General features: G+C 69.2%; 18 protein-coding genes. 10 read left to right on the forward strand and 8 right to left on the reverse strand.

Features of this window, described 5'->3' with window-relative positions; all coding sequences use genetic code 11:
- Nucleotides 1-366 precede the first annotated feature (366 nt).
- The 6 genes from ACOJTC_RS20305 (at nucleotide 367) to ACOJTC_RS20330 (ending at nucleotide 7369) form a co-directional block, all read left to right on the forward strand.
- Nucleotides 367-3444 carry an NACHT domain-containing protein gene (locus tag ACOJTC_RS20305; protein WP_420118059.1) on the forward strand — a complete coding sequence of 1026 codons (3078 nt, stop codon included), beginning with the start codon at nucleotides 367-369 and terminating at the stop codon, nucleotides 3442-3444.
- A gap of 116 nt (nucleotides 3445-3560) precedes the next feature.
- Nucleotides 3561-4529, forward strand: a complete 969-nt coding sequence (locus tag ACOJTC_RS20310; RefSeq protein ID WP_420118075.1) for a PepSY-associated TM helix domain-containing protein — start codon at nucleotides 3561-3563, stop codon at nucleotides 4527-4529.
- Between the two features lie 72 nt (nucleotides 4530-4601).
- Complete coding sequence (locus tag ACOJTC_RS20315; RefSeq protein WP_420118060.1) at nucleotides 4602-4778, forward strand: hypothetical protein; 177 nt, start codon at nucleotides 4602-4604, stop codon at nucleotides 4776-4778.
- Nucleotides 4779-5458: 680 nt separating this feature from the next.
- Nucleotides 5459-5860 carry a hypothetical protein gene (locus ACOJTC_RS20320; protein WP_420118061.1) on the forward strand — a complete coding sequence of 134 codons (402 nt, stop codon included), beginning with the start codon at nucleotides 5459-5461 and terminating at the stop codon, nucleotides 5858-5860.
- Between the two features lie 214 nt (nucleotides 5861-6074).
- Entirely contained in the window at nucleotides 6075-6737 is a 663-nt protein-coding gene (locus ACOJTC_RS20325) for a DsbA family protein (RefSeq protein WP_420118062.1), read from the forward strand.
- Nucleotides 6734-7369, forward strand: a complete 636-nt coding sequence (locus tag ACOJTC_RS20330) for a vitamin K epoxide reductase family protein (RefSeq protein ID WP_420118063.1) — start codon at nucleotides 6734-6736, stop codon at nucleotides 7367-7369. Before ACOJTC_RS20325 ends, ACOJTC_RS20330 begins: the two co-directional genes overlap by 4 nt.
- 106 nt (nucleotides 7370-7475) lie before the next feature.
- Here the strand turns inward: ACOJTC_RS20330 and ACOJTC_RS20335 are convergent, their stop codons facing one another.
- From ACOJTC_RS20335 to ACOJTC_RS20370, 8 genes are all read right to left on the reverse strand, one after another.
- The gene (locus ACOJTC_RS20335; protein WP_420118064.1) at nucleotides 7476-8066 is read right to left on the reverse strand and encodes a DJ-1/PfpI family protein; all 591 of its coding nucleotides are present in this window, start codon (nucleotides 8064-8066) and stop codon (nucleotides 7476-7478) included.
- A gap of 248 nt (nucleotides 8067-8314) precedes the next feature.
- Nucleotides 8315-8944: a DJ-1/PfpI family protein gene (locus tag ACOJTC_RS20340; protein ID WP_420118065.1), complete on the reverse strand. Its 630-nt coding sequence runs from the start codon at nucleotides 8942-8944 to the stop codon at nucleotides 8315-8317.
- 1 nt (nucleotide 8945) lies between these two features.
- Nucleotides 8946-9803: a DJ-1/PfpI family protein gene (locus tag ACOJTC_RS20345; protein ID WP_420118066.1), complete on the reverse strand. Its 858-nt coding sequence runs from the start codon at nucleotides 9801-9803 to the stop codon at nucleotides 8946-8948.
- Nucleotides 9800-10588 carry an ABC transporter ATP-binding protein gene (locus tag ACOJTC_RS20350; protein ID WP_420118067.1) on the reverse strand — a complete coding sequence of 263 codons (789 nt, stop codon included), beginning with the start codon at nucleotides 10586-10588 and terminating at the stop codon, nucleotides 9800-9802. Before ACOJTC_RS20350 ends, ACOJTC_RS20345 begins: the two co-directional genes overlap by 4 nt.
- On the reverse strand, nucleotides 10585-11664 hold the full coding sequence (locus ACOJTC_RS20355; protein WP_420118068.1) for a FecCD family ABC transporter permease: 1080 nt from the start codon (nucleotides 11662-11664) through the stop codon (nucleotides 10585-10587). Before ACOJTC_RS20355 ends, ACOJTC_RS20350 begins: the two co-directional genes overlap by 4 nt.
- Nucleotides 11642-12517 (reverse strand): ABC transporter substrate-binding protein, encoded by an 876-nt coding sequence (locus ACOJTC_RS20360; RefSeq protein ID WP_420118069.1) that lies wholly within the window; start codon nucleotides 12515-12517, stop codon nucleotides 11642-11644. The genes ACOJTC_RS20355 and ACOJTC_RS20360 overlap by 23 nt, the downstream gene beginning before the upstream one ends.
- A gap of 314 nt (nucleotides 12518-12831) precedes the next feature.
- Nucleotides 12832-13881, reverse strand: coding sequence for a GlxA family transcriptional regulator (locus ACOJTC_RS20365; protein WP_420118070.1), 1050 nt, complete (start codon nucleotides 13879-13881; stop codon nucleotides 12832-12834).
- Between the two features lie 272 nt (nucleotides 13882-14153).
- Nucleotides 14154-14795 (reverse strand): class I SAM-dependent methyltransferase, encoded by a 642-nt coding sequence (locus ACOJTC_RS20370; protein WP_420118071.1) that lies wholly within the window; start codon nucleotides 14793-14795, stop codon nucleotides 14154-14156.
- A gap of 440 nt (nucleotides 14796-15235) precedes the next feature.
- On the opposite strand from ACOJTC_RS20370, the gene ACOJTC_RS20375 reads away from it, so the two are divergent.
- The 4 genes from ACOJTC_RS20375 to ACOJTC_RS20390 form a co-directional block, all read left to right on the forward strand.
- A complete protein-coding gene (locus ACOJTC_RS20375; protein WP_420118076.1) occupies nucleotides 15236-16858 on the forward strand; it encodes an ABC transporter substrate-binding protein in 1623 nt (540 codons plus the stop codon).
- Nucleotides 16855-17811, forward strand: coding sequence for an ABC transporter permease (locus ACOJTC_RS20380; protein WP_420118072.1), 957 nt, complete (start codon nucleotides 16855-16857; stop codon nucleotides 17809-17811). The genes ACOJTC_RS20375 and ACOJTC_RS20380 overlap by 4 nt, the downstream gene beginning before the upstream one ends.
- A 32-nt stretch (nucleotides 17812-17843) precedes the next feature.
- Nucleotides 17844-19646 carry a dipeptide/oligopeptide/nickel ABC transporter permease/ATP-binding protein gene (locus ACOJTC_RS20385; RefSeq protein WP_420118073.1) on the forward strand — a complete coding sequence of 601 codons (1803 nt, stop codon included), beginning with the start codon at nucleotides 17844-17846 and terminating at the stop codon, nucleotides 19644-19646.
- Between the two features lie 10 nt (nucleotides 19647-19656).
- A partial coding sequence (locus tag ACOJTC_RS20390; protein ID WP_420118074.1) for an ATP-binding cassette domain-containing protein occupies nucleotides 19657-20258 on the forward strand: 602 nt, incomplete at its 3' end.

Here is a 20258-nt window from a genome sequence, read left to right on the forward strand (position 1 = left end):
GTCCCACCAGCAGCTGACATTCGTCCAGATCCTCAACTTGGGCAGGTCGTCGAGGTGCGTGGCTCCACATGGGCGGTAGCTCGCACACAAGAGCAGGGCCTGCCACCCGCCATACCCACCCCTGGAACACCTGAGCCACCCCGCTTTCATGGAGCTCCATGAGAGCGGGGTGGCTCATCTCGGAGCACAAGGGCGTAGTTGTGCAGAGCCGTCCCCCGGCGTTGAGGACCAGGTCCCACCGGTTGTGCGTTGCGCCTGAAGCTGCCTCACACCGTCCGGAGGGCGCGAAGAGGATGAGCCGCGGCGCACCCTTGTTCCGCTGAGTTGCCGATTCCGGCTCAGCCGCCGAGCGGGCAGGCTGAGAACATGAGTCGATCGCTGTCCTACGCCGACGCGGTACGTATCCTGGGTGGGCAAAGCCAACTTCTGACGGTGATAGAGAAGGCGGCAGGCGGTCTTCTGCTCGCAACCACAGCCGGTGGCAGCAACCTCGCTATCAGCCTGTTCGATGCGAAGTCGGAGCTGGTCAGGACAACGCAGACGCTCATCACTGATCTGGCCGACCGGGTTGTCGGCCTGAATCGGATTGACCGGACGCAACGCCTGGCGGCTGGCCATGCGGCTTTGGTTGTCGGCGCGTACTTTGGTGCCCTGCCTGCAGTAGACATCACCGGCAGCGAGCTGGTGGTGCTGGCCGTCGGCAACCGGCCAGATGGGGAGCGTCTGGGCGACTTGGCGAGGGCCCTCCTTCAGTCGGACGTGCCCGCGCCCGCACCCCATCAGCCACACGAAGCACTCGTCGACGAGATCGAGGCCTTCTACCGACGTCTTTCCGATTCGGTTCGGCGCTTCCTCTCCGGCCTTTCGGCCTGGGAGAAGCTTGACTCGGCTGAGCGTGAGCGCATCATCAACGCCTTGGGCGGCAGCGTCGTGGACAAGGCGATGGCTGAGTACCAGTCCGGCTTCCGTCGTATGGCTGGCGATGTCCCGGAGTTCGCCTTCTGGGTCAACCTCTTGGATCATCAAGCCACACGTCAGCGCATGGACGAGCTTGCGGTCGGGGTAGCGGCCTTGCGGCAAGCGTTGGCGTCGATCGCCCCGCAGCGTGTCGCCGTTGAAAGGCGTACCGCGCTTTCTCGCGCCTACACTGCGTCGCTGCTCGATCCTGTACTTGATGCCGAGAGCGGCGGCTCCGGTCCGTGCATCCCCGATATCGCCTCCTCCTACATCAACCCCTCGTTTCGTGTGGCTGCCGTGACTCCGCAGGATCCCCTCGCTAGCGAGGGGTGGTGGGAGCAGGTGCCTACGCACGACGATCTCATGCGTTTCATGGTCGGTCACCTGACGTCGGCACCGGCGACTGCCGCACCACTGCTGCTGCTCGGCCAACCTGGATCGGGAAAGTCACTACTTACGCGGATGCTGGCCGCAACGCTGCCGCCTGAGGACTTCGTTGTGGTTCGTGTTCCGCTGCGCGACGTTCCCGCCGACGCGACTCTGCAGGAGCAGATCGAGCAGGCGATCTTCGACGCGACCGGCGAGCGTGCGACGTGGCCAGAGGTGGTGAGCGCGGTCGCGGGTGCGCTTCCCGTGGTACTTCTCGACGGCTTCGACGAGCTTCTCCAAGCTACCGGCGTGAGCCAGTGGGACTATCTGCAGAACGTCGCACGGTTCCAACGCCGCGAAGCCGCCGAGGGGCGGGCAGTTGCAGTCGTCGTCACCACCCGTACTGCCGTTGCCGACCGAGCGCGTCCGGCAAAGGACACAGTGGCCCTGCGACTAGAGCCATTCGCCGAGGGGCAGATCGCGCGATGGCTCTCTATATGGAACGCAGAAAACAAGGACTACTTCGAGGAATCTGGCCTACGGCCGCTGTCCCTCGCGGCGGTAGCACCTCATCGCGACCTTGCCTCACAACCGCTGCTGCTACTGATGCTGGCGATCTACGATGCCCATGACAACGCGCTGGCCGCCGACGGCGATGCGGCACTCAACCCAGCCGACCTCTACGAGCGACTGCTGAGCCGCTTCGCGTGGCGCGAGGTCACGAAGGCAGCCGCCGACGTCCCCGAGAGCCACCTGAACGTCATAGTTGAGGAAGAACTGCTGCGATTGGCGATGGTCGCTTTCGCTGGCTTCAACCGCGGACGACAGTGGGTCACTGAGGCAGATCTCGACGCTGATCTTCCTGTGCTGCTGCGAGCTGGAGCTGTTGCGCCGGCCACGAACGTACGGCGGACGCTCACGGTCGGCGAGACCGTCCTGGGTCGGTTCTTCTTCATCCACGAGGCTCGCGCGCGGCGCGACGGTCAGGCGTTGCAGACGTACGAGTTCCTGCATGCAACCTTCGGCGAGTATCTGGGTGCCCGAGCCCTGGAGCGAGAGTTGGCTGACCTTGTCGATTACGAAATACTGCAGAGCCGCCGAAGCCGCAACGCACCGGTCAACGACGACTTCCTACATGCCCTGCTGTCCTTCTCCGCGATCAGCCAGCGTCAGACCACCTTGGACTTTCTCACCGACCGGCTTGCCAGATGGGAGGAGCAACGACGGAACATCGTCCGGATGATCCTGCTGGACCTTTTTCGATGCGCGCTGGAAGCTCGCGAACGCGGCCGATTCGCCGACTACGTACCGGCGTTGCTGTCCGTGCCAGCCCGTCATGCTGTCTATTCGGCCAACCTGGTGCTGCTGCTGGTCGCAGTGGGCGCTCCCTTCACCACCGATGACCTGTTCCCCAACGACGATGACCGGATCGACGCGTGGCGTCGTCTCACACTGCTTTGGAGGTCACAACTCCGGCCAGACGCATGGAGCCGACTTGTCGGCACTCTGGGGGTACAGCGGGACTGGGCCGATGGACACCGGATCCTGGTGCTGTCCAGGGACCGATCATGGCCCCGCACGGTCGCCCCGACCGCGAACCTCTACTGGACCGGAGAGGTGCCTTCCGTCACCACCGAGGATCAGGAGTTCGTGCGCGGGTCGTTCTCATGGATCCAGGCAAACGATCGACTCCGGCAGTGGCAAACGAACTTCCATTGCGACCCGCTGGACGACCTAGCCCATCACGCGCTGGAGCCGATCGCGACGACGATCGACGACGCCGTCACGATGGTCCATGGCTTCTGGGGTGAGCGCGCCATCTCGGCAGCGCAATCATTGATCACGCTCTGGCTCCAGTTGTCGGTTGGCTCCAATCAAACCGAGCTGCTTGACGCCTTCCAGGTCGCCGTCGAGATCGCACGACGGGGCTTCCCACCAACTGGCGTCGAGGCGCGGCGTACGTACCGCGTAATCCTGCTCCGCACCCTTCGCGACCAGCGCGACCGGCTTGGCCCCACGCATACCGCCGCGATCCTGCAGCAACTCGCGACTGCGGATGGGGCCGACGAGCCCGACGACCTGGCCGCGTTGATGGAGGCCATCCTCGGCTCGGACTGACTCCGATCGAGGGAGTGCAGTCCTGCCATTGCCCTAGCAATCCACAGGTAAGGCTCACCGGCGCCTGACGAGCACGACCGGCGGGTGCCCGGGGGACCCGGGACCGTCCGCTGCCGCTGGCCGAGCAGGTCGGTGCCGCCCGCAACGCCCATCCCGAGGGCAGCATCACCACCGTGCAGCCCGGTGACGGTGACCGCACCACCCGGGTGACGTTCGCCCTGCCAGAGCTCGGCGAGAAGCAGCACACCGTCTACGTCGACCCGTACACCGCGCAGGTGAAGGGCCAGCTGACCACCTGGTTCGGCTCCACCCCGGCCACCACCTGGCTCGACGACCTGCACCGCAACCTGCACCTGGGCGTGGTGGGCCGGCACTACTCCGAGTTGGCCGCGAGCTGGCTGTGGGTCATCGCGCTCGGCGGGGTGATCCTGTGGTGGCGCCGGCGCAGCGCCTCCCGGGCCACCGCCCGGCACCTGCTCGTACCGGACCTGTCCGCCGGCAAGGGCGTCCGCCGCACCCGGGGCTGGCACGCCACCACCGGCATCTGGCTCACTATCGGCCTGCTGTTCCTCTCCGCCACTGGACTCACCTGGTCCCGCTACGCCGGGGCGAACTTCGGCGCCGGCCTCGACGCGCTCAGCGCCCGCGCCCCGGAGATCTCGACCAGCCTCACCACCGTCCCGGACGAGCCGGCCGAGACCGGCGGCGGCCACCAGCACGGTGCCAGTGGGGCCGGCGGCGTGGTCGAGTCGGCGGCCTTCGACCGGGTGGCGGCGGCCGCCCGTACGGCCGGCCTCAACGGCCCGGTCGAGATCGCCCCGGCTGCCGAGGCGGGCTCGGCCTGGACTGTCACGCAGGTCGACAACACCTGGCCCGTCGCCAAGGACCGCGTCGCCGTCGACCCGGCCGGCGGTGAGGTCACCGCCCGCAGCGACTTCGCCGACTGGCCACTGCTGGCGAAACTCAGTGCTCTCGGTATCCAGGCCCACATGGGTCTCCTGTTTGGTTTGGTCAACCAGATCCTGCTCGCCGCGCTGGCCCTCGGGCTGCTGTGCGTCATCGTCTGGGGCTACCGCATGTGGTAGCAACGCCGACCCACCCGCGCCGACCGCCGTGCCCTCGCCGGCACCCCGCCGGCTCGCGGCGGCGTCCGCGGCATGCCGCTCTGGGTCCTGCTCATCGGCGTGCCGGTGACCGTGGCAATCGGTTGGGCGCTGCCCCTGTTCGGAATCACCCTGCTCGCGTTCCTCGTCATCGACGTCATCGCGGGCGCGGTGTCGCGACGACGCCGTCCGGCCGTGGTCCCCACCTCCCCCGCGCCAGCCGGCAGCTGACGCACTGACAGGGTTCGGCCGTTCGTCCGCCGAACGGGCGGCCGAACCCCGCGTCTGGTGGGCCAGCAGCACGCCCAATCCGATGCCGGCTGGTCACTTCCGTTGCCGTGATCAGTTCGCCGGACGTCGCATCTGGTCAGGGCGGCGAGACCGGTGGTGCGCGCCGGTTGTCGGGAACCAGCGGGGTCGGCGGTGCGACTACCCCACCAGCGGTCGGCGCATGCCGTACCGGGGCGCGGCGGGGGGGGTACCGGATGACGGGCGTACACATCCTGGCGGTGGGTCTGGCCGTGACGGTCTGCCTGCTCCTGACGGCCGGGCGACGTGTTCCTGATCTACCCGGGGACACCTCAGTGGAGACCGAGGTGCCATCGTCGCCTGGCCAGTGCGCGGAGCCGGACCCCGCCGCAACCGGCCCCGCCCTCTGCCACCCCGACCCTCGACACCCGACGACTCGTCGCCGGCAGGTGACCGCACCAGCGGTCACGGCGACCACAGCGGTACGCGGTCACGGGCGGCGACATGGCCCCGGTCTGCGGCTGAGTCACCAGATAGCCGGCTGTGCCACGGGGAAGACTCAGGATCTCGGTCATGTCCTCAGCTGCGCGCCTCGTGCCCGCGAGCGTCACGAGGCGGTCACCGGGCCGCAGCGGCACCAGCGATGGCCAGCCGTGCTCGCGGTGTCCGCCCTCGCACTGACGCTGATCGCCGCGGTGACGGTGCCACCGGTCACCGCGCAGGCAGCCCGCGACCGCGCGTTCTGTCCCAAGCGTCAGTCGGTGGCGATCAGCGGGGAGGGCCACACTCTGCACGTGTGGTTGCAGCGCGACACCGCGTCTCCCCTCCTGCACCTGTGCTGGACCAACGACGGCGGCCCCGCCGACGAGATCCGCGGCTGGGCGGCCACCGCTGTGGACGCCACCGCTCCCGAGCTGCGGACCGACGTCGAGGTTCTGGCGCTCACCGCTCAAACCGCGATCGGACACGTGGCACTCACCCCCGGTCACGTCTGGCGGCTGTCCTTCGAGCTGGACACGGACTCGGGCGCCCTCCCGACTCTGTCGACGGCCATCCGGATCTGACCGGTCGTCGCACGAGCCGGAACTCCAGCAGGGTCTCAAACGACCAATAAGTCAGCACCCGCCCGAAGGCGGCAGTGCGACGAAGCCTCGGGTGGAAGGTCCACGGATGTCCAAGAAGCGCAACCGCCCCGACAGGCCGACCGCCGACGGCGGCAGGACTGGCGGTTCCGGACCAGAGCGCAGCAGGAAGGCGTCTGACAATGCTGCCAAGGCGATGCGCGCCCGACGGGTGAGCACCAACACCAAGATCACCTTCGGGCTGTTGGCGATCGTGCTCGCCGGACTCGCCGGGCTGTTCGTCTTCGTCCAGAACAGCAGTGACAAAGCTCGGCAGGCAGCCGGCGACCGGGTGGTGAGGGCGGACAGCCACCGGCTCACCGCCGCCGAGGACGGCAAGGTCACCATCGTCGAGTTCCTCGATTTCGAGTGCCCGTCCTGCGGACAGGCGTTCCCTGGCGTGGAGAGACTCCGCCAGGAGTACGCGGGCAAGATCACCTATGTGGTCCGGAACTTCCCGCTAACCCAGCACGCCAACGCACAGAACGCCGCCCGCGCCGCCGAGGCCGCCGCCCGACAGGACAAGTTCGAGCAGATGTACGTCAAGCTGTTCGAGAACCAGTCCACGTGGGGCGGGCAGCAGCAGGACCAGTCGGCCGTCTTCGAGGGCTACGCCCAGCAGCTCGGCCTCGACCTGGCGAAGTTCCGCGCCGACCGCGACGACCCGGGCACCGCGGCCCGTATCCGTGACGACCAGAGCGACGGGACCGCCGCCGGGGTCCAGAGCACCCCGTCGTTCTTCATCAATGGCCAGCGCTTCGACGGGCAGGCCACGTACGCCGGACTCAAGGCCGCCGTCGACGCAGCACTCGCCGGATGAGCGGGCAGGTCACGGCCGCTCCCAGCCCGGCGGCCGCTCCAGCGGATCCGACGGTGCCGTTCGCGGCGCGCATCATCGGCTGGGTGCTGGCCGTCTGCGGTGCGATCGGTACCGCCGCAGCGCTGACCCTGACCATCGAGAAGATCAACCTTCTGACCGATCCGAGCTATCGGCCCAGTTGCAGCATCAACCCGATCCTGTCCTGCGGCTCGGTGATGACCACGCCGCAGGCGGCCGCATTCGGTTTCCCCAACCCCTTGATCGGTATCGTCGGGTTCAGTGTGGTGACCACCATCGGTGTCGCGGTCCTGGCCGGCGCCCGACTCCCGCGTTGGATCTGGCTGGGCCTGCAACTCGGCGCGACGTTCGGCATCGGGTTCGTGCACTGGCTGATCTTCCAGAGCCTCTACCGTATCGGCGCGCTGTGTCCGTACTGCATGGTGGTGTGGGTCGTCACCATCGCGATCTTCTGGTATGTCACCCTGCACAACGTGCATCGCGAGCACTTGTTCACTTCCCGGGGGGCTGTCCTCCTCCGGTATCACACCGTCGTCCTCACCGTCTGGTACGTCATCATCGTCGCCCTCATCGGCGAGCAGTTCTGGTTCTACTGGCGCACCCTGTTGACCTGAGAAGGTATAACTGCCGGGAATCAGCCGGGTGCCATACCCTCCCAGCCCTCTGACGTTGACGATCAAGCCGGGACGATGACTTGGGGGCGTTACCGTCGCCGGTGCCCTACCTGGTCCAGACCGTGCCCCGCGCCTGGTATTCAAGAGCCTCTTCGACCTGGACCGCGACGTCGGCGTTGAGTTCGCGCGCGACGAGGTGCAGCGCCAGATCCAAGCCGGACGTGATGCCGGCCGCGGTGACCAGATCGCCGTCGTCTACGACGCGCGCACTTTTGACGACACCGCCGCGCGCGGCCAGTTCCTTCTTGGCGACCGTGTGGGTGGTGCAGGGACGGCCGGTGACCAGACCGGCGGCGGCCAGGATGATCGCGCCGGTGCAGAGCGAGGTGATGGTGAGCCCCGGGCGGCGTGCTGCGGCGAGCGCCTTCGGCAGCGCCCCACTGTTGATCTCCGCCCAGATGCCGGGCTCTCCGGGACGACCGCCACCGGGCACGACGATCAGATCCGCTTCCTCGGGCCGCCAGCCGCGGTCGACCGTCACGCGAGTGCCGAACGCGGCAGTGATGACGCGCGGCCTACCGAGCACCATGTAACCGGTGTCGATCTTTGTGCTGCTGTACCAGCCGGCCAGGGAGAACACTTCCTGTGGTGCGATGAAGTCCTGTTCCTCGACACCGTCGAACATGACGATGCGCACTCGCAGAGAACCCTTGGCACCACGCGGTGTGGCCTCAGCCGTCTGTGCGCCGACCAGTGTGCCCACGCCCGCAGCCGCACTACCCGCCAGCACTGCCCGTCGCCTCATGAGGAGCACCTCCCGCCACCCATCGATGTACATACAGTCGCCGGCCGGGAGGAGATAGTTCCTGGGCGTGTGTGAAGGTGCGGTGGGTGACGCCGAACCAGACGGCAGTCTTGGCGGTCCACGGAGCAGAGGGGCATCGGTCAAGGCGACAGCATGCGGCCGGCTCGCTCCACCACCGACGGTGGCGCGGTGTCCACGGAGCCCGCCTGGTACGGCGGCTCCGGGGCGTACTCGATGATCAGCTGCACGGTCTGCGCGGCCTCGTCACCCATGATCCGGCCGGCCAGGACCAGCGCCATGTCGATGCCTGCGGACACCCCGGCCGCGGTCGCGTAGTGGCCGTCGATCACGACCCGGTCCCTTACGGGCGTCACCCCGAAGCCGGTGAGCATGTCGAGCCCTGCCCAGTGGGTCGTCGCCCGTCGGCCCGTCAGCAGTCCGGCGGCGGCCAGCGCGAACGCGCCGGTGCAGACGGACGTGGTCCACGTGGTGGTCCGGTCGACGGCCCGCAGCCACTCGAGCAGCGGGCCGCCGTCGGCCATCTGGTCCTGCTGGCCCGCTCCCCCACCGACCAGCACGATGTCCGGGTCGGACACGTCGGCGTACGTCGCGACGGCGTCGACCGACAGGCTGCCCAGGTCGTTCACGACCAAACCCGGGCGCTCGGCGACGAACACGACCTCGGTGTCCGGCAGACGACCCAGAACCTCGTACGGCCCCAGGACGTCGAGCGCCGTGAAGCCGGGATAGACGACGATGGCGACCTGCATGTCACGATCCGTCCGCGATGGCGAAGCGTTGCGGTGCCGCCCGGAACTGCTCCTGGCACCAGTCGCCGCAGAAGTGCCAGGTACGTCCGTCCAGGTCGAGGGTGAGCGGGGTGTCGGGGGTCACCGGCATCTGGCAGACCGGACACACCGGCTGTTCCGGGTTTACCGCTGCGGGCTGGGTGAACTCGGCGTTGCTGTCGGGGTGCATCCAGCCCGTGCCCTGGTATTCGAGGTAGGTGGCGGTCCGCTGCGCGACGGCGCGCCCGAAGTAGCGTTCGACGATCCGCAGGGCGAGGTCGGTGCCCGAGGTGAGCCCGCCGGCGGTGGCGAGCCTGCCGTCCTCGACGTAGCGGACCCCGGGGACGACGGTGAGGGCGGGAAACATGGCCTGAAGGGCTTGGTAGGCGCTGTGGTGGGCCGTTGCGGTCCGGCCGTCGAGGAGGCCCGCCTGGCCGAGCACGAACGATCCGTTGCAGACCGACATGGTCACTGCGGTGTCCTGATGGACGCGCCGCAGCCAGTCCAGCACCTCGGGGGCGAGCTTGCCGGTGTCCAGGGCCGGGACGACCACGATGTCCGGCGCAGGCGCTGTGTCGACGTCGTGACCGGGCACGACGACCATGCCTCCGGAGATCGGGACAGGGTCCGTCGTGGCCGCCACCGTGGTCAGCGTGAACGGGGTGCGCCCGTCGTCGAGGCGGGCGTACTCGAACACGCCCCACGGGCCGGCGAAGTCGACCAGTTCCGCGTGGGGCGAGAGAACGACGGCCACGGTGATGGTGCCGGTCGCAGGTGGTTCGAGGGGTGCGGTGAGCCTGGCGTCGGGAACAGGCTCGCCGGGCGGGCTCTGCGTGGTCATCTGGAGGTCTCCCGTTCGGAGGGGGGCGCCGCGAACACCAGGTGCGGCCGGCCGGTGAGTGGGTGGGTGGTCGTCGCTCCCCGTACGCCGAAGACGTCGGCCAGGCGTTGCGGGGTGAGGACGGTGACGGGATCGTCGGCCGCGACGACCCGGCCGTGGTGCAGCAGCACGACGGCGTCGCAGTAGGACATCGCGTGGTCGAGGTCGTGCAGGGCCGCGACGGTGGTGAGCCCGAGTTCGCGGATCAACTCGAGCAGTTCCAGTTGCGCGCCGATGTCGAGGTGATTGGTCGGCTCGTCGAGCAGCAGGACCGGGGCGTTCTGGGCGAGCGCGCGGGCGAGCAGGACCCGCTGGCGTTCGCCGCCGGACAGCGTGACGAAACGCCGTGCCTCGGCCCACTCGATGCGGGCACGGGTCAGCGCCTCGTCGACGATGGCGCGGTCGGCCGTGCTCTCCCGTTCGAGTAGCCGCTGGTGCGGGATCCGCCCCATGGCGACGATGTCGCGGACGGCGTACTCGTTGTCGAGTTCCTGGTCCTGGGCCACCACCGCCCGCAACTGGCCGGCCCTGCGGGCGGGGACCCGCCAGACGTCGTGCTCACCGATGTGCACGGTGCCCTGCTGCGGCCGGATGATGCGGTAGAAGCAGCGCAGCAGTGTGCTCTTGCCGGATCCGTTCGGCCCGATCAGTCCGGTCACCCGGCCGTCGGCGGCGGTGAACGAGACGTCATCGAGGATGGTCGTGCCGTCGATGGTCACCGAGACGCCGGTCGCCTTGACCCTCATCGCACCGCCCCGGACTGGCTGCGCAGCAGCCACAGGAAGAAGGGCGCGCCGAGCACCGCGGTGAAGATGCCGATCGGCATCTCGTTCGGCCGGTCCAGGGTGCGCGACAACAGGTCGACGAGGATCAGGAAGACCGCCCCCAGCAGCAGCGACACCGGGAGCACCCGGCGATGGTCGGGGCCGACCAGGAGCCGGACCGCGTGCGGCACCAGCAGGCCGACGAAGCCGATCCCACCCGCGACGCTGACGATCGTCGCGGTCAGCAGTGACGCCACCGCGAGCAGCCCGAGGCGCAGCCGGTTGACGTCGATCCCCAGCCCGGCGGCCGACGTCTCGCCCATCGTCAGCGCGTTCAACCGGCGGCCGTCGACCAGCAGCCAGAGCAGGCAGACCACCAGGGCGACGGTGGGCGCAGGTAGGTCCGGCCAGGACGCTGCGGCGACCGAGCCGAGCACCCAGAACAGGATGCCGCGCAGTTCGCCCGGGTTGGCCTGCAGTTGGATGTAGCTGGTGACGGCACTGCCCAGGTAGGCCACGGCCACTCCGGCCAGGATCAGCCGGCCCGGCGCGACCCGGCCGGCCCGCTGTGCCAGCCCCACGACCAGGGCGACGCTGACCACCGCCCCGAGGAAGGCCGCGCCGGAGACACCCAGTCCGGCGATCGCCGCGGGCACGAAGCTCAGCGCCAGGGCGGCGCCGATGGAGGCGCCTCCCGAGATGCCGAGCAGGTAGGGATCGGCCAGCGGGTTGCGCACCAATGCCTGCAGGCAGACTCCGGCGATGCTGAGACCCGCGCCGGCGACCCCGGCCAGCAGCACCCGGGGCGCGCGGAAGTCCCACACGATCTGGTCGTAGAGCAGGCTGCGCTCGGTGTCTCCGGGTGTGAGGTGCGCCCAGGTCACCGCGACCACGTCGCCCAGCGGGACCGGTACCGTGCCGACGGCGATCGCGACCGCCGCGGCCAGCACGACCGCGACGGTCAGGAGCACGATCAGCAGCGGAACGGAGCCATCGGGTACGAGGTGGGCGCGGGCGGCTTCCGGTCGGGTACGGTCAGTTCGCGGCGTGGACGGCATCGCTGATCTTCTTCACGGCGACCGCGTTCAGCGGTCCGAGGTAGAAGCTGTCGGAAACCGACGTGTAGGTCTTGGTCTTCGACGCCGGCCACTGCGGATACTGCGCGAACAGCTGCTCCGCGAACTTCTTGGCGTCGTCGTCCGGCTGGTACAGGCCGATCACCAGCACCTCGACGTTCGCTGCGGCGAGGGCCTCGACGTTGAGCGCGGTGAGTTGCTGATCGGTCAGGCCGCCGAACGCGTTGACACCTCCGGCTCGGGTGATGATGTCGTCGAAGATGCCGCCGCCGAACACGGCAGGAACCTTCAGACCCATCGCCGACCCCATACTGGGATAGGCGGCCAGCACCCGCTTGGGTGCCCCGGTCGGCGACGGGATGGCGGCCAGCGCCGCACGCGAGTCCTGCACGACCTGCGCCGCCTTGCCCTGGACGTCGAAGATGACCCCGAGCTGGTTCAGCAGCTCGTACGACGACTCGACCGACCGCTTCGCATACGTGGCCGTGTCCTGCGGTCGGGGCGAGGTCGCACCGTTGGCGCAGTTCGACGGGGACACGAAACTGTTGATACCGGCCTTACCGAGCTCGTCGCGGGTGATCGAGCCGATCTTGTCGTCGAACCCGCCCGCCCACGTTGAGATCACCAGATCCGGTGACTGGGCGATCACCTGCTCGCGGGGGACCTCGAAGTTCTTGTTCAGCTTCAGCCCGCCGGTCGGGATGGCCGTGATCCGCTCGACCATCGTCGGGTCGTCGGAGACGCCGTAGCTCTGGCTGTTGGCCACGATGGTTGCCTCGACACCGAGCGCGATCATCGACTCGACTTCGGCCACGGACGCGCCGTTGAGCAGCACGACCCGGCGGGGCGCCTGGGAGAACGTGACCTCACGGCCGCAGTTGTCGATCGTCAGCGGATACGTGGTCCGGGGACCAACGGCGACCGACGCGTCGGCCGATGCGACCGGAGCGTCCGGCACCGTCGTCCCCGAGCAGGCGCCGAGCGCGACGACGAGGCCTGTGGCCAGCGTGGTACGGACAATCCGATCTGGAACGAGAGTCACGTCGAGCTCACATCTCTGTCATGAAGCGTGTGCGGAAAGCTGAAAATGGCGTGAAAGTATTCATTTCGCCATATGTCAGGAAGCTTAGAAGCGACCCGCGCTCACGCCTATGACGTACCGGCCAACAAATCTGCCATCGGCGGAGATCCGTCGGGGATCACCGGCTCCTTCGCCGACGCGCGGCGATATTCGGTCGGCGAAATGTCGATTTCGCGCAGGAACGCCCGGCGCATCGCTTCCGCCGACCCATAGCCACAACGGTGAGCGATGCCGAGTACGCCATCCGTGGTGTCGGTCAGCATGCGCTTCGCGGCCTCCAGCCGGATCAGGTCCACGTACCGGCCCGGTGGCATCCCGACCTGTTCCCCGAACGCCCGGGCGAACTGCCGTGGGGACAGCCCGGCACGCTCCGCCATCGCCGGAACGGACAGGTCGGCCGCCAGGTTCGCGGCGGCCCAGTACTGCACCTCGCGCAGCGGTTCGGTCCGGGCGATCTGGGTCGAGAGCTGGACGCTGAGCTGGGCCTGATTGCCCGGCCGGCGCAGATAGCACACCAGCAGCCGGGCGATACCCAGCGCCACCACACGGCCGAAGTCCTCCTCGACCAGCGCCATGGCCAGGTCGACCCCGGCTGTCGCTCCCGCCGACGTGGAGATCGTCCCGTCCCGGACGAAGATGGCGTCCGGGTCGAACGCCACCCGGGGGAACATCTCGGTCAGGTAACCGCAGGCCTCCCAGTGGGTGGTGGCCCGGCGACCGTCCAGGAGACCGGCTTTGGCCAGCAGGTAGGCCCCGGTGCACACCGATACCACCCGCGGGATGCCGGGAGCACGCTCGGCGAGCCAGGCGACGAGCCGGTCGTCGACGTCTCCCACGCCCGGCCCGCCCGGCACCACCAGCAGGTCCGGATCCTCGACGCCGCCCAGGTCGCCGTCGGGGACGAGGCGCAGACCACCGGCGGCCCGGACCGCCCCACCGTCGAGAGAGGCGGTCCGGATGACGTACGGCGGGGTGTCCGCGTCACCCACGAAGCGGGCAGCCGACGTGAACACGTCGACCGGCCCGGCCACGTCGATCGGTTGCACTCCGTCGAACAGGATGACCAGCACCATCCGGGTGCGCACCCCGGCGATCCCGGCGTCGGAAACGTCAGTCATCACGTCGGGTTGGTCGCGCCGTGGACGGCTTTAGTTCCCTGTTCCGACCCTCCACCAGCAGCGGAGCCGGTTCCTCGCCCACGAACCGCCAGCGTCAGCGGCGTAGCGCCAGCCGAACCCGGCGGCCCTGCTCATCACCGGCGACGACCTGGCCCGCCGGGTGACGCTCACCTCCGGCAACGCGGAACGCTCTCCCCGACCCGAATGACGCCGTCGTGGGCCAGTTCGCGCGGGCCGAGCCGACGGCGGTCACCTTCGCAGCGAAGATCAGGTCAGTCCGTCCTGCGCAAGGCGATCACATTGTCGGTCACCTCGGCCGTCTGGCCACCCGGGCCGGTGGCCGTCCGATCGCGGGCTTCGCAGCACAGCACATGCCAGGACGCGGAATTGAGGGCCAGACCGGCCAGGGTCTCGTCCGGGGTGGGAATCGTGGCCCCCTGGTTCCAGGACCACGGTGCTACCGAACCGTGGTCGACGATCAGCAGCATGCCACCGGGGTTCACCTGCTCGCCGAGATCACGCAGGATGCGGGCCCTGGGGAAGTCGAAGAGGCTGTGCAGGTAATGAGCGCTCACCAGGTCCCAGGTGCCCCGGGGTAGGGAATCCGCCAGATCATGCCGTTCGGTACGGATCCTGTCGCCCAGTCGCTGCTGGGCGGCGCGCTCGTTCACCCGCTGCAGGGCGGCATCGGCGATGTCGACCGCGGTGACCTGCCAGCCGCGCTGGGCGAGCCACAGGCTGTCGCCGCCCTGGCCGCAGCCCAGGTCGAGAGCAGCACCCGGGGAAAGGTCACCGACCGTTGCGGCAAGGATCGGGTTGACGCGCACCTCCCACTGGGCGGCGGCCACCTGCTGGTGCAGACTCTCCCAGAACTCGGCCGGTGTTGCCGCGTCCGGGCGCTCAATGTGCTTCATACGCTCACGTCCTCACGATCGATCGGGCTCGACCGGCATGGTGCCCCTTGTTCTGCGGCGCTGGCGAGAAAACTTGCCGGATCGGCAACGACCTTCGGAGGGACAACGAAGGCTCGGGCACAGGGGTGCTCGCTGAGATTGGGGCACGGCACCGTGACCGACTCGCCTCGCGGACACCCGGCAGCCGGATCGCAGCAGGCACCAGGCACCGGTTCGGGCTATGGCGGCGCTGCGTGAGACGGAGCCGACAACGCCACACTCCCGCGCCCGGTCGGCATACCGCATCACCCGACTGGTCCGCCGATCCGGTCGCCGGCTCACCTCGGGAACTTTCGCTTGTCGTCAGACGACTATGTCTGCGAATCACCCCGGCCTCCTTCCCGAGGTAAGGGTGTCCGCCACCCACGGTCAGCGCAGATACCACTCCGGAAGGGTCATTGATGCGTGTCGGTCGATATTCGGACGAAGGTTCCTCGCTGGTACGGGCCCGCCGACCAGCCCGGGCGCTGGCCGCACTGGCGGTGCTGGCAGTTCTGGTGGCAGGTTGCGCGGCCAGCGGATCCGGGGACGCCGATCGAACCGCCGCGACCGGCGGCACGCTACGCGTGGCGAACGCGAACGAGTACGGCGACCAGGACCCGCACGACTACAACGGGGACTGGTTCATCGCCCCGATGGTCTTCGAGACGCTGGTGAAGTACGGACAGGGTGGTCGCCTGGAACCGGGCTTGGCCACGTCGTGGCAGGTCGCGGCGGACGGGCTCACGATCGACTTCGAGCTGCGGACCGGTGTGAAGTTTCACGACGACACGCCGTTCGACGCACAGGCGGCGAAGTGGAACCTCGATCGCTGGGTGGGCAAGGAGTCGCACTCCTGGCTGGCCGCCTCGAAGATCATCAAGGCCGTGGAGGTGCCTGGGCCGATGAAGCTGCGGCTGCGCCTCGAACGCGCCTACGACCCGCTGCTGCAGGAGCTGACCTTCACCCGGCCCCCCGGCTTCATGAGCCCCAAGGCCGTCGACGCTTCCGGGAAGTTCACCAAGGCCATCGGTACCGGGCCATGGCGGCTGGAACAGATCACGACGACGGCCGCGAGCCTGGTCCGCAACGACGGCTATTGGGGCGCCAAACCGAAGATCGACCGGGTTGAGTTCAGCGTCAGAAAGGACTCGCAGACCCGCGTCTCCGCGCTGCGCGCGGGCGAGGTGGACATGCTCGGCGGCAGTTACCTGGCACCGATCTCGCCGACCGAGGCGGCCACCCTCGGCAAGGACGAGCGGGTCACGGTGCTGCACGGTGATCCGGACATCACCGTCATGCTCGGCTTCAACCTCAACGGCGTCGCGGGCGACAAGGCGATCCGCGAGGCGGTGCGGTACGCCCTGGACCGGGAGACCCTGACCAAGGTGCTCTACGCCGGTCAGGCCAAGCCCGCGACCACGCTGTTCGCGCTGGGAATCCCGGACGCGGGGGCGCCGCAGAGCCTGCCCTTCGATCCCGACCAGGCCCGCCGGACTCTCGATGCGGCCGGGTGGCGCCAGGACGGGAAGGGCCGGGTCAAGGATGGCAAGCAGCTGGTCCTGTCCCTGCGGATCCCGTCGACGGCCGCCGTCGGCTGGCAGGACTCGCGGCTCAGCGCTCAGGCCGTCGCCTCGGCGCTGGCCGAGGTCGGGATCACCGTGAACATCGTCGCGGTCGACGAGGCCACGTTCTACGACGACCTGCACGCCGGCAAGTACGACCTCGCCTTCATGGAAACCTACGGCGCCCCTTACGACCCGTCGGGGTTCGTGGTCGGCTTCCTGACCGGCGACCGTAAGGATCCCGGTCTGTGGAAGACCGACGAGGTCGAACGGCTCGTCAACGGCGCGTTGTACGCCCGGGACGCCGCCACCCGCGCCAAGAACTACCAGGAGGCCTGGGCCGTGCTGAACCGGGAGGCCGCCTTCGTGCCGATCGCGTACCGGCCACGGGTGTGGGCCGTCGGCCCGGCGGTCAAGGGCTTCCAGGTGCCGCACACGGAGTATGACTTCGACCTGTCCACGGTGACGCTGCAACGATGAACGGTCTGCTCGTGCGCTGGACCCGGTGGTCGGCCCGGCTGGCCGCCGAGTTGGCGCTGGTTCTCGGAATCACGTCGCTGCTGGCGTTCGGGCTCATCGCGCTGGCTCCCGGTGACGCCGCCACCCGGCTCGCGCAGCAGCGGGCCGGGCACCCCGGCGTCACCGAGGACCAGGTCGCCTCGGCCCGGCGCGAGCTGGGAATGGAGGGCAGCGTCCCCGAACGTTACGTCCGTTGGCTCGGCCACGCCGTGCAGGGTGATCTCGGGAAGTCCGCGCGCACCGGCCGGCCGGTGCTGACCGAGCTGACGGAACGGGTCCCGGTCACGCTGTCGCTGGCCGGGCTGACGGCGGTTGTGGCGTTACCGCTGGGCCTTCTGGTCGGTGCGCTGGCTGCCATGCTGCCGTGGCGTCCGGCTCGGCGCGGCCTGCGGCTGACGGGCCTACTCGCCGTCTCGTTGCCCACCTTCTGGGTCAGCTACCTACTGGTCGTCGTGCTCGCCGAGCAACTGGGTCTGCTGCCCACCTCCGCCGACGGCGGTCCCGCCGGATACGTGATGCCGGTGGTCGTCCTCGCCCTACCGGCTGTCGGCCTGCTCAGCCGTGTGGTCGCCGTGTCACTGCGCGAGGCGCTCGCCCAACCGTATGTACGCGCCGCGCAGGCGCGCGGCGCGCCCACAGTGTCCATCGTCGTACGCGACGCGCTGCCCAACGTCGCCGGCGCCGTCCTCAACACGATCGGCTTGATCGTCGGCGGCATGCTCACCGGAGCCCTGGTGGTGGAGACCGTCTTCGCCCACAACGGTATCGGTGACTACTTCGTCCAGGCCGTGAACTTCCGCGACCTGATGGCGATCCAGGCGTGCGTGCTGTGCTTCGCGCTGGCCTTCACCGCGACCAACCGGCTGGCCGACCGGCTGCACGGCCGGATCGACCCGCGGGTGAGCGGCGGATGACGGCGTCGGGGGCGGGCCGCCGGCGTCGCACGGTGATCTACGCACTGCCGTTGCTGGGTTTCGTCATGGCCGGGGCCCTGGCGCCGGTCATCGCTCCGTACGACCCGATCGCCAACGATCTGACGGCCAGCCTGACGCGGCCGTCGGTGGAGCATCTGCTGGGCACCGACCAATTGGGCCGGGACCAGTTGTCCCGCCTGCTGTACGGTGCGCAGGCCTCGCTGATACTGGCCACGGCGGTGCTCGCGGTATCCGTCACTGTCGGGGTGGTGATCGGTGCCGCCGGCGGCTTCCTCGGCGGCTGGCCGGATCGCGTGGCGTTGTGGTTGATGGACGTGACGCTGACGCTGCCCTCACTGATCGTCGCGCTGGCCATCCTGGGCGTGCGCGGTCACGGCAGCGCCAACCTCGTTCTGGCCCTGTCCCTGACCGGTTGGCCGCCATTCGCCCGGTTGGCGCGCGGGCGGTTCGTCAGTCTCCGCCGCAGCGCCTACTTCGACGCGCTGCAGGTGCTCGGCGCGTCCCGGTTCCGAATCCTCTTTCAGCACGCGCTGCCCGCCCTGGCAGCACCGGTGCTCGTCTACGCGAGCATCGAGATCGGTTTCATCGTGCTGTCGCTGGCGTTTCTCAGCTTTCTCGGTCTCGGCATCCCGCCGCCCGAACCAGAGTGGGGGCAGATGCTCATCGACGCCCGCCCGTATCTGGACTCCGCCCTGTGGCTCGCGCTGCCACCCGGCCTGGCCATCGCCGCCGTCGTCCTCGCCAGCAACCTGCTGGCCGAGCAGTTCGCCACCGATGACCTGCCGCTGGTACGGCTCGGGTTGCCGCGGCGGCGCGCCCGGATGAACGGCTCGACCGCCGGCCCGTACCAGGTCGAGGAACTCGCGGTCGCCTTCGCCGGACGGAAGGTGGTGGACGGTATCGGCTACCGCGTGGCCCCTGGAAGGGCGTTGGCGATCGTCGGGGAGAGCGGGAGCGGCAAGACGCTGTCCACCCTCGCCCCGCTCGGGCTGGTCGATGCCACCGCGCAGGTCAGCGGTCGCGCGGTCCTGGGCCAGGTCGACCTGCTCGGCGGCGGACCGGCGATCTGGGAGGCGGTGCGGGGACGCCGGGTCGGTGTGGTGTTGCAGGACGCGCGCGGTGCGCTCAACCCGGTCCGGACGGTGGGCGCACTGCTCGACGACGCGGTGCGGCACGCTGGTGGCGTCCCACGCGGCCTAGAGCGCGCCCGATCGCTTGAGCTGTTGAAAATGGCCGGTCTCCCGGATCCGGAATCGCAGGTCTCCGCCTACCCGCACACGCTGTCCGGCGGCATGTGCCAGCGGGTGATGATCGCCCTGGCCCTGGCCGGAGAGCCGGAGATCCTCATCGCCGACGAACCGACCTCGGCGTTGGACGTCACAACCCAGGCCCAGATCCATTCTCTGCTGGCGGATCTGCGCGAATCCACCGGAATGGGGTTGATCCTCATCAGCCACGACATCGCGGCGGCCGCCCGGATCGCCGACGACATCGCGGTCTGCTACGCCGGCCGCATCGTCGAGGTCGGGCCGGCAGCCGACGTCGTGAGCCGGCCCGACCATCCGTACACGCACGGTCTGCTCGACGCGGTGCCGTCACCCACGGCGGTGCCCGGAACCCGGTTCCGGACCCTTCCGCCCGCGGAGCCGACCCGGCGCAAGGTGGGTGCCTGCGCGTTCGCGCCGCGCTGCGCACGTGCCACGACGCGATGTCACGTCGAGGAACCGCCGCTGGAACCGGTGGCGCCAGGGCACTCCTCTGCCTGCTGGGTGCGTCCGACGGTGGCGCGGCCGATCGGGGACGACGGTGCTTGAGCTGGCCGCAGTGCGAGTGGCGTTCCCGATCGCCGGCAGGCTCGTGCCGGTGGTCCGGGACGTCGACCTGAGTGTCCGCCCCGGCGAGCTGCTGGCGCTCGTGGGTGAGTCCGGTTGCGGCAAGTCGACAATCGCCCGGACCGTGGTGCGGCTCGAACGCCCGATCGCCGGCACGGTGTCTCTGGACGGCGCGGACGTCCACGCGCTGCGTGGTGACGCCCTGCGGGCGTACCGGCGGGCGGTACAGATGGTCTTTCAGGATCCGTTCCAGTCGCTGAGTCCGCGGCAGACGGTCGCCCGGGCGCTCGCCGAACCACTGCACATCCACCGCATCGGCTCTCGGGCGGCACGCCGCCGGCGGGTGGCGGAACTGCTCGACCTGGTCGAGCTGGACCCGGGTCTCGCCGGGCGGCGGCCGCGTGAGCTCAGTGGAGGGCAGCGCCAACGCGTCGCGATCGCGCGCGCTCTCGCGGTGCGGCCCCGGCTGCTGATCTGCGACGAACCGGTCACGGCCCTCGACGCGCCCGTGCAGGCCACCGTCCTCAACCTGATCCGGGACCTGGTGGACAGGCTCGGGCTCGGCTGCCTGTTCATCGCGCATGATCTCGCCGT

It is taken from the genome of Micromonospora sp., from assembly GCF_048594385.1.
Lineage (GTDB): Bacteria > Actinomycetota > Actinomycetes > Mycobacteriales > Micromonosporaceae > Micromonospora > Micromonospora wenchangensis.

Coding starts and splice junctions, on each gene's coding strand:
- ACOJTC_RS20375 (WP_420118076.1), top strand. CDS start 15,236: ATGCGTGTCGGTCGATATTCGGACGAAGGTTCCTCGCTGGTACGGGCC.
- ACOJTC_RS20350 (WP_420118067.1), bottom strand. CDS start 10,588: ATGAGGGTCAAGGCGACCGGCGTCTCGGTGACCATCGACGGCACGACC.
- ACOJTC_RS20330 (WP_420118063.1), top strand. CDS start 6,734: ATGAGCGGGCAGGTCACGGCCGCTCCCAGCCCGGCGGCCGCTCCAGCG.
- ACOJTC_RS20305 (WP_420118059.1), top strand. CDS start 367: ATGAGTCGATCGCTGTCCTACGCCGACGCGGTACGTATCCTGGGTGGG.
- ACOJTC_RS20355 (WP_420118068.1), bottom strand. CDS start 11,664: ATGCCGTCCACGCCGCGAACTGACCGTACCCGACCGGAAGCCGCCCGC.
- ACOJTC_RS20370 (WP_420118071.1), bottom strand. CDS start 14,795: ATGAAGCACATTGAGCGCCCGGACGCGGCAACACCGGCCGAGTTCTGG.
- ACOJTC_RS20380 (WP_420118072.1), top strand. CDS start 16,855: ATGAACGGTCTGCTCGTGCGCTGGACCCGGTGGTCGGCCCGGCTGGCC.
- ACOJTC_RS20340 (WP_420118065.1), bottom strand. CDS start 8,944: ATGCAGGTCGCCATCGTCGTCTATCCCGGCTTCACGGCGCTCGACGTC.
- ACOJTC_RS20325 (WP_420118062.1), top strand. CDS start 6,075: ATGCGCGCCCGACGGGTGAGCACCAACACCAAGATCACCTTCGGGCTG.
- ACOJTC_RS20315 (WP_420118060.1), top strand. CDS start 4,602: ATGCCGCTCTGGGTCCTGCTCATCGGCGTGCCGGTGACCGTGGCAATC.
- ACOJTC_RS20365 (WP_420118070.1), bottom strand. CDS start 13,881: ATGACTGACGTTTCCGACGCCGGGATCGCCGGGGTGCGCACCCGGATG.
- ACOJTC_RS20345 (WP_420118066.1), bottom strand. CDS start 9,803: ATGACCACGCAGAGCCCGCCCGGCGAGCCTGTTCCCGACGCCAGGCTC.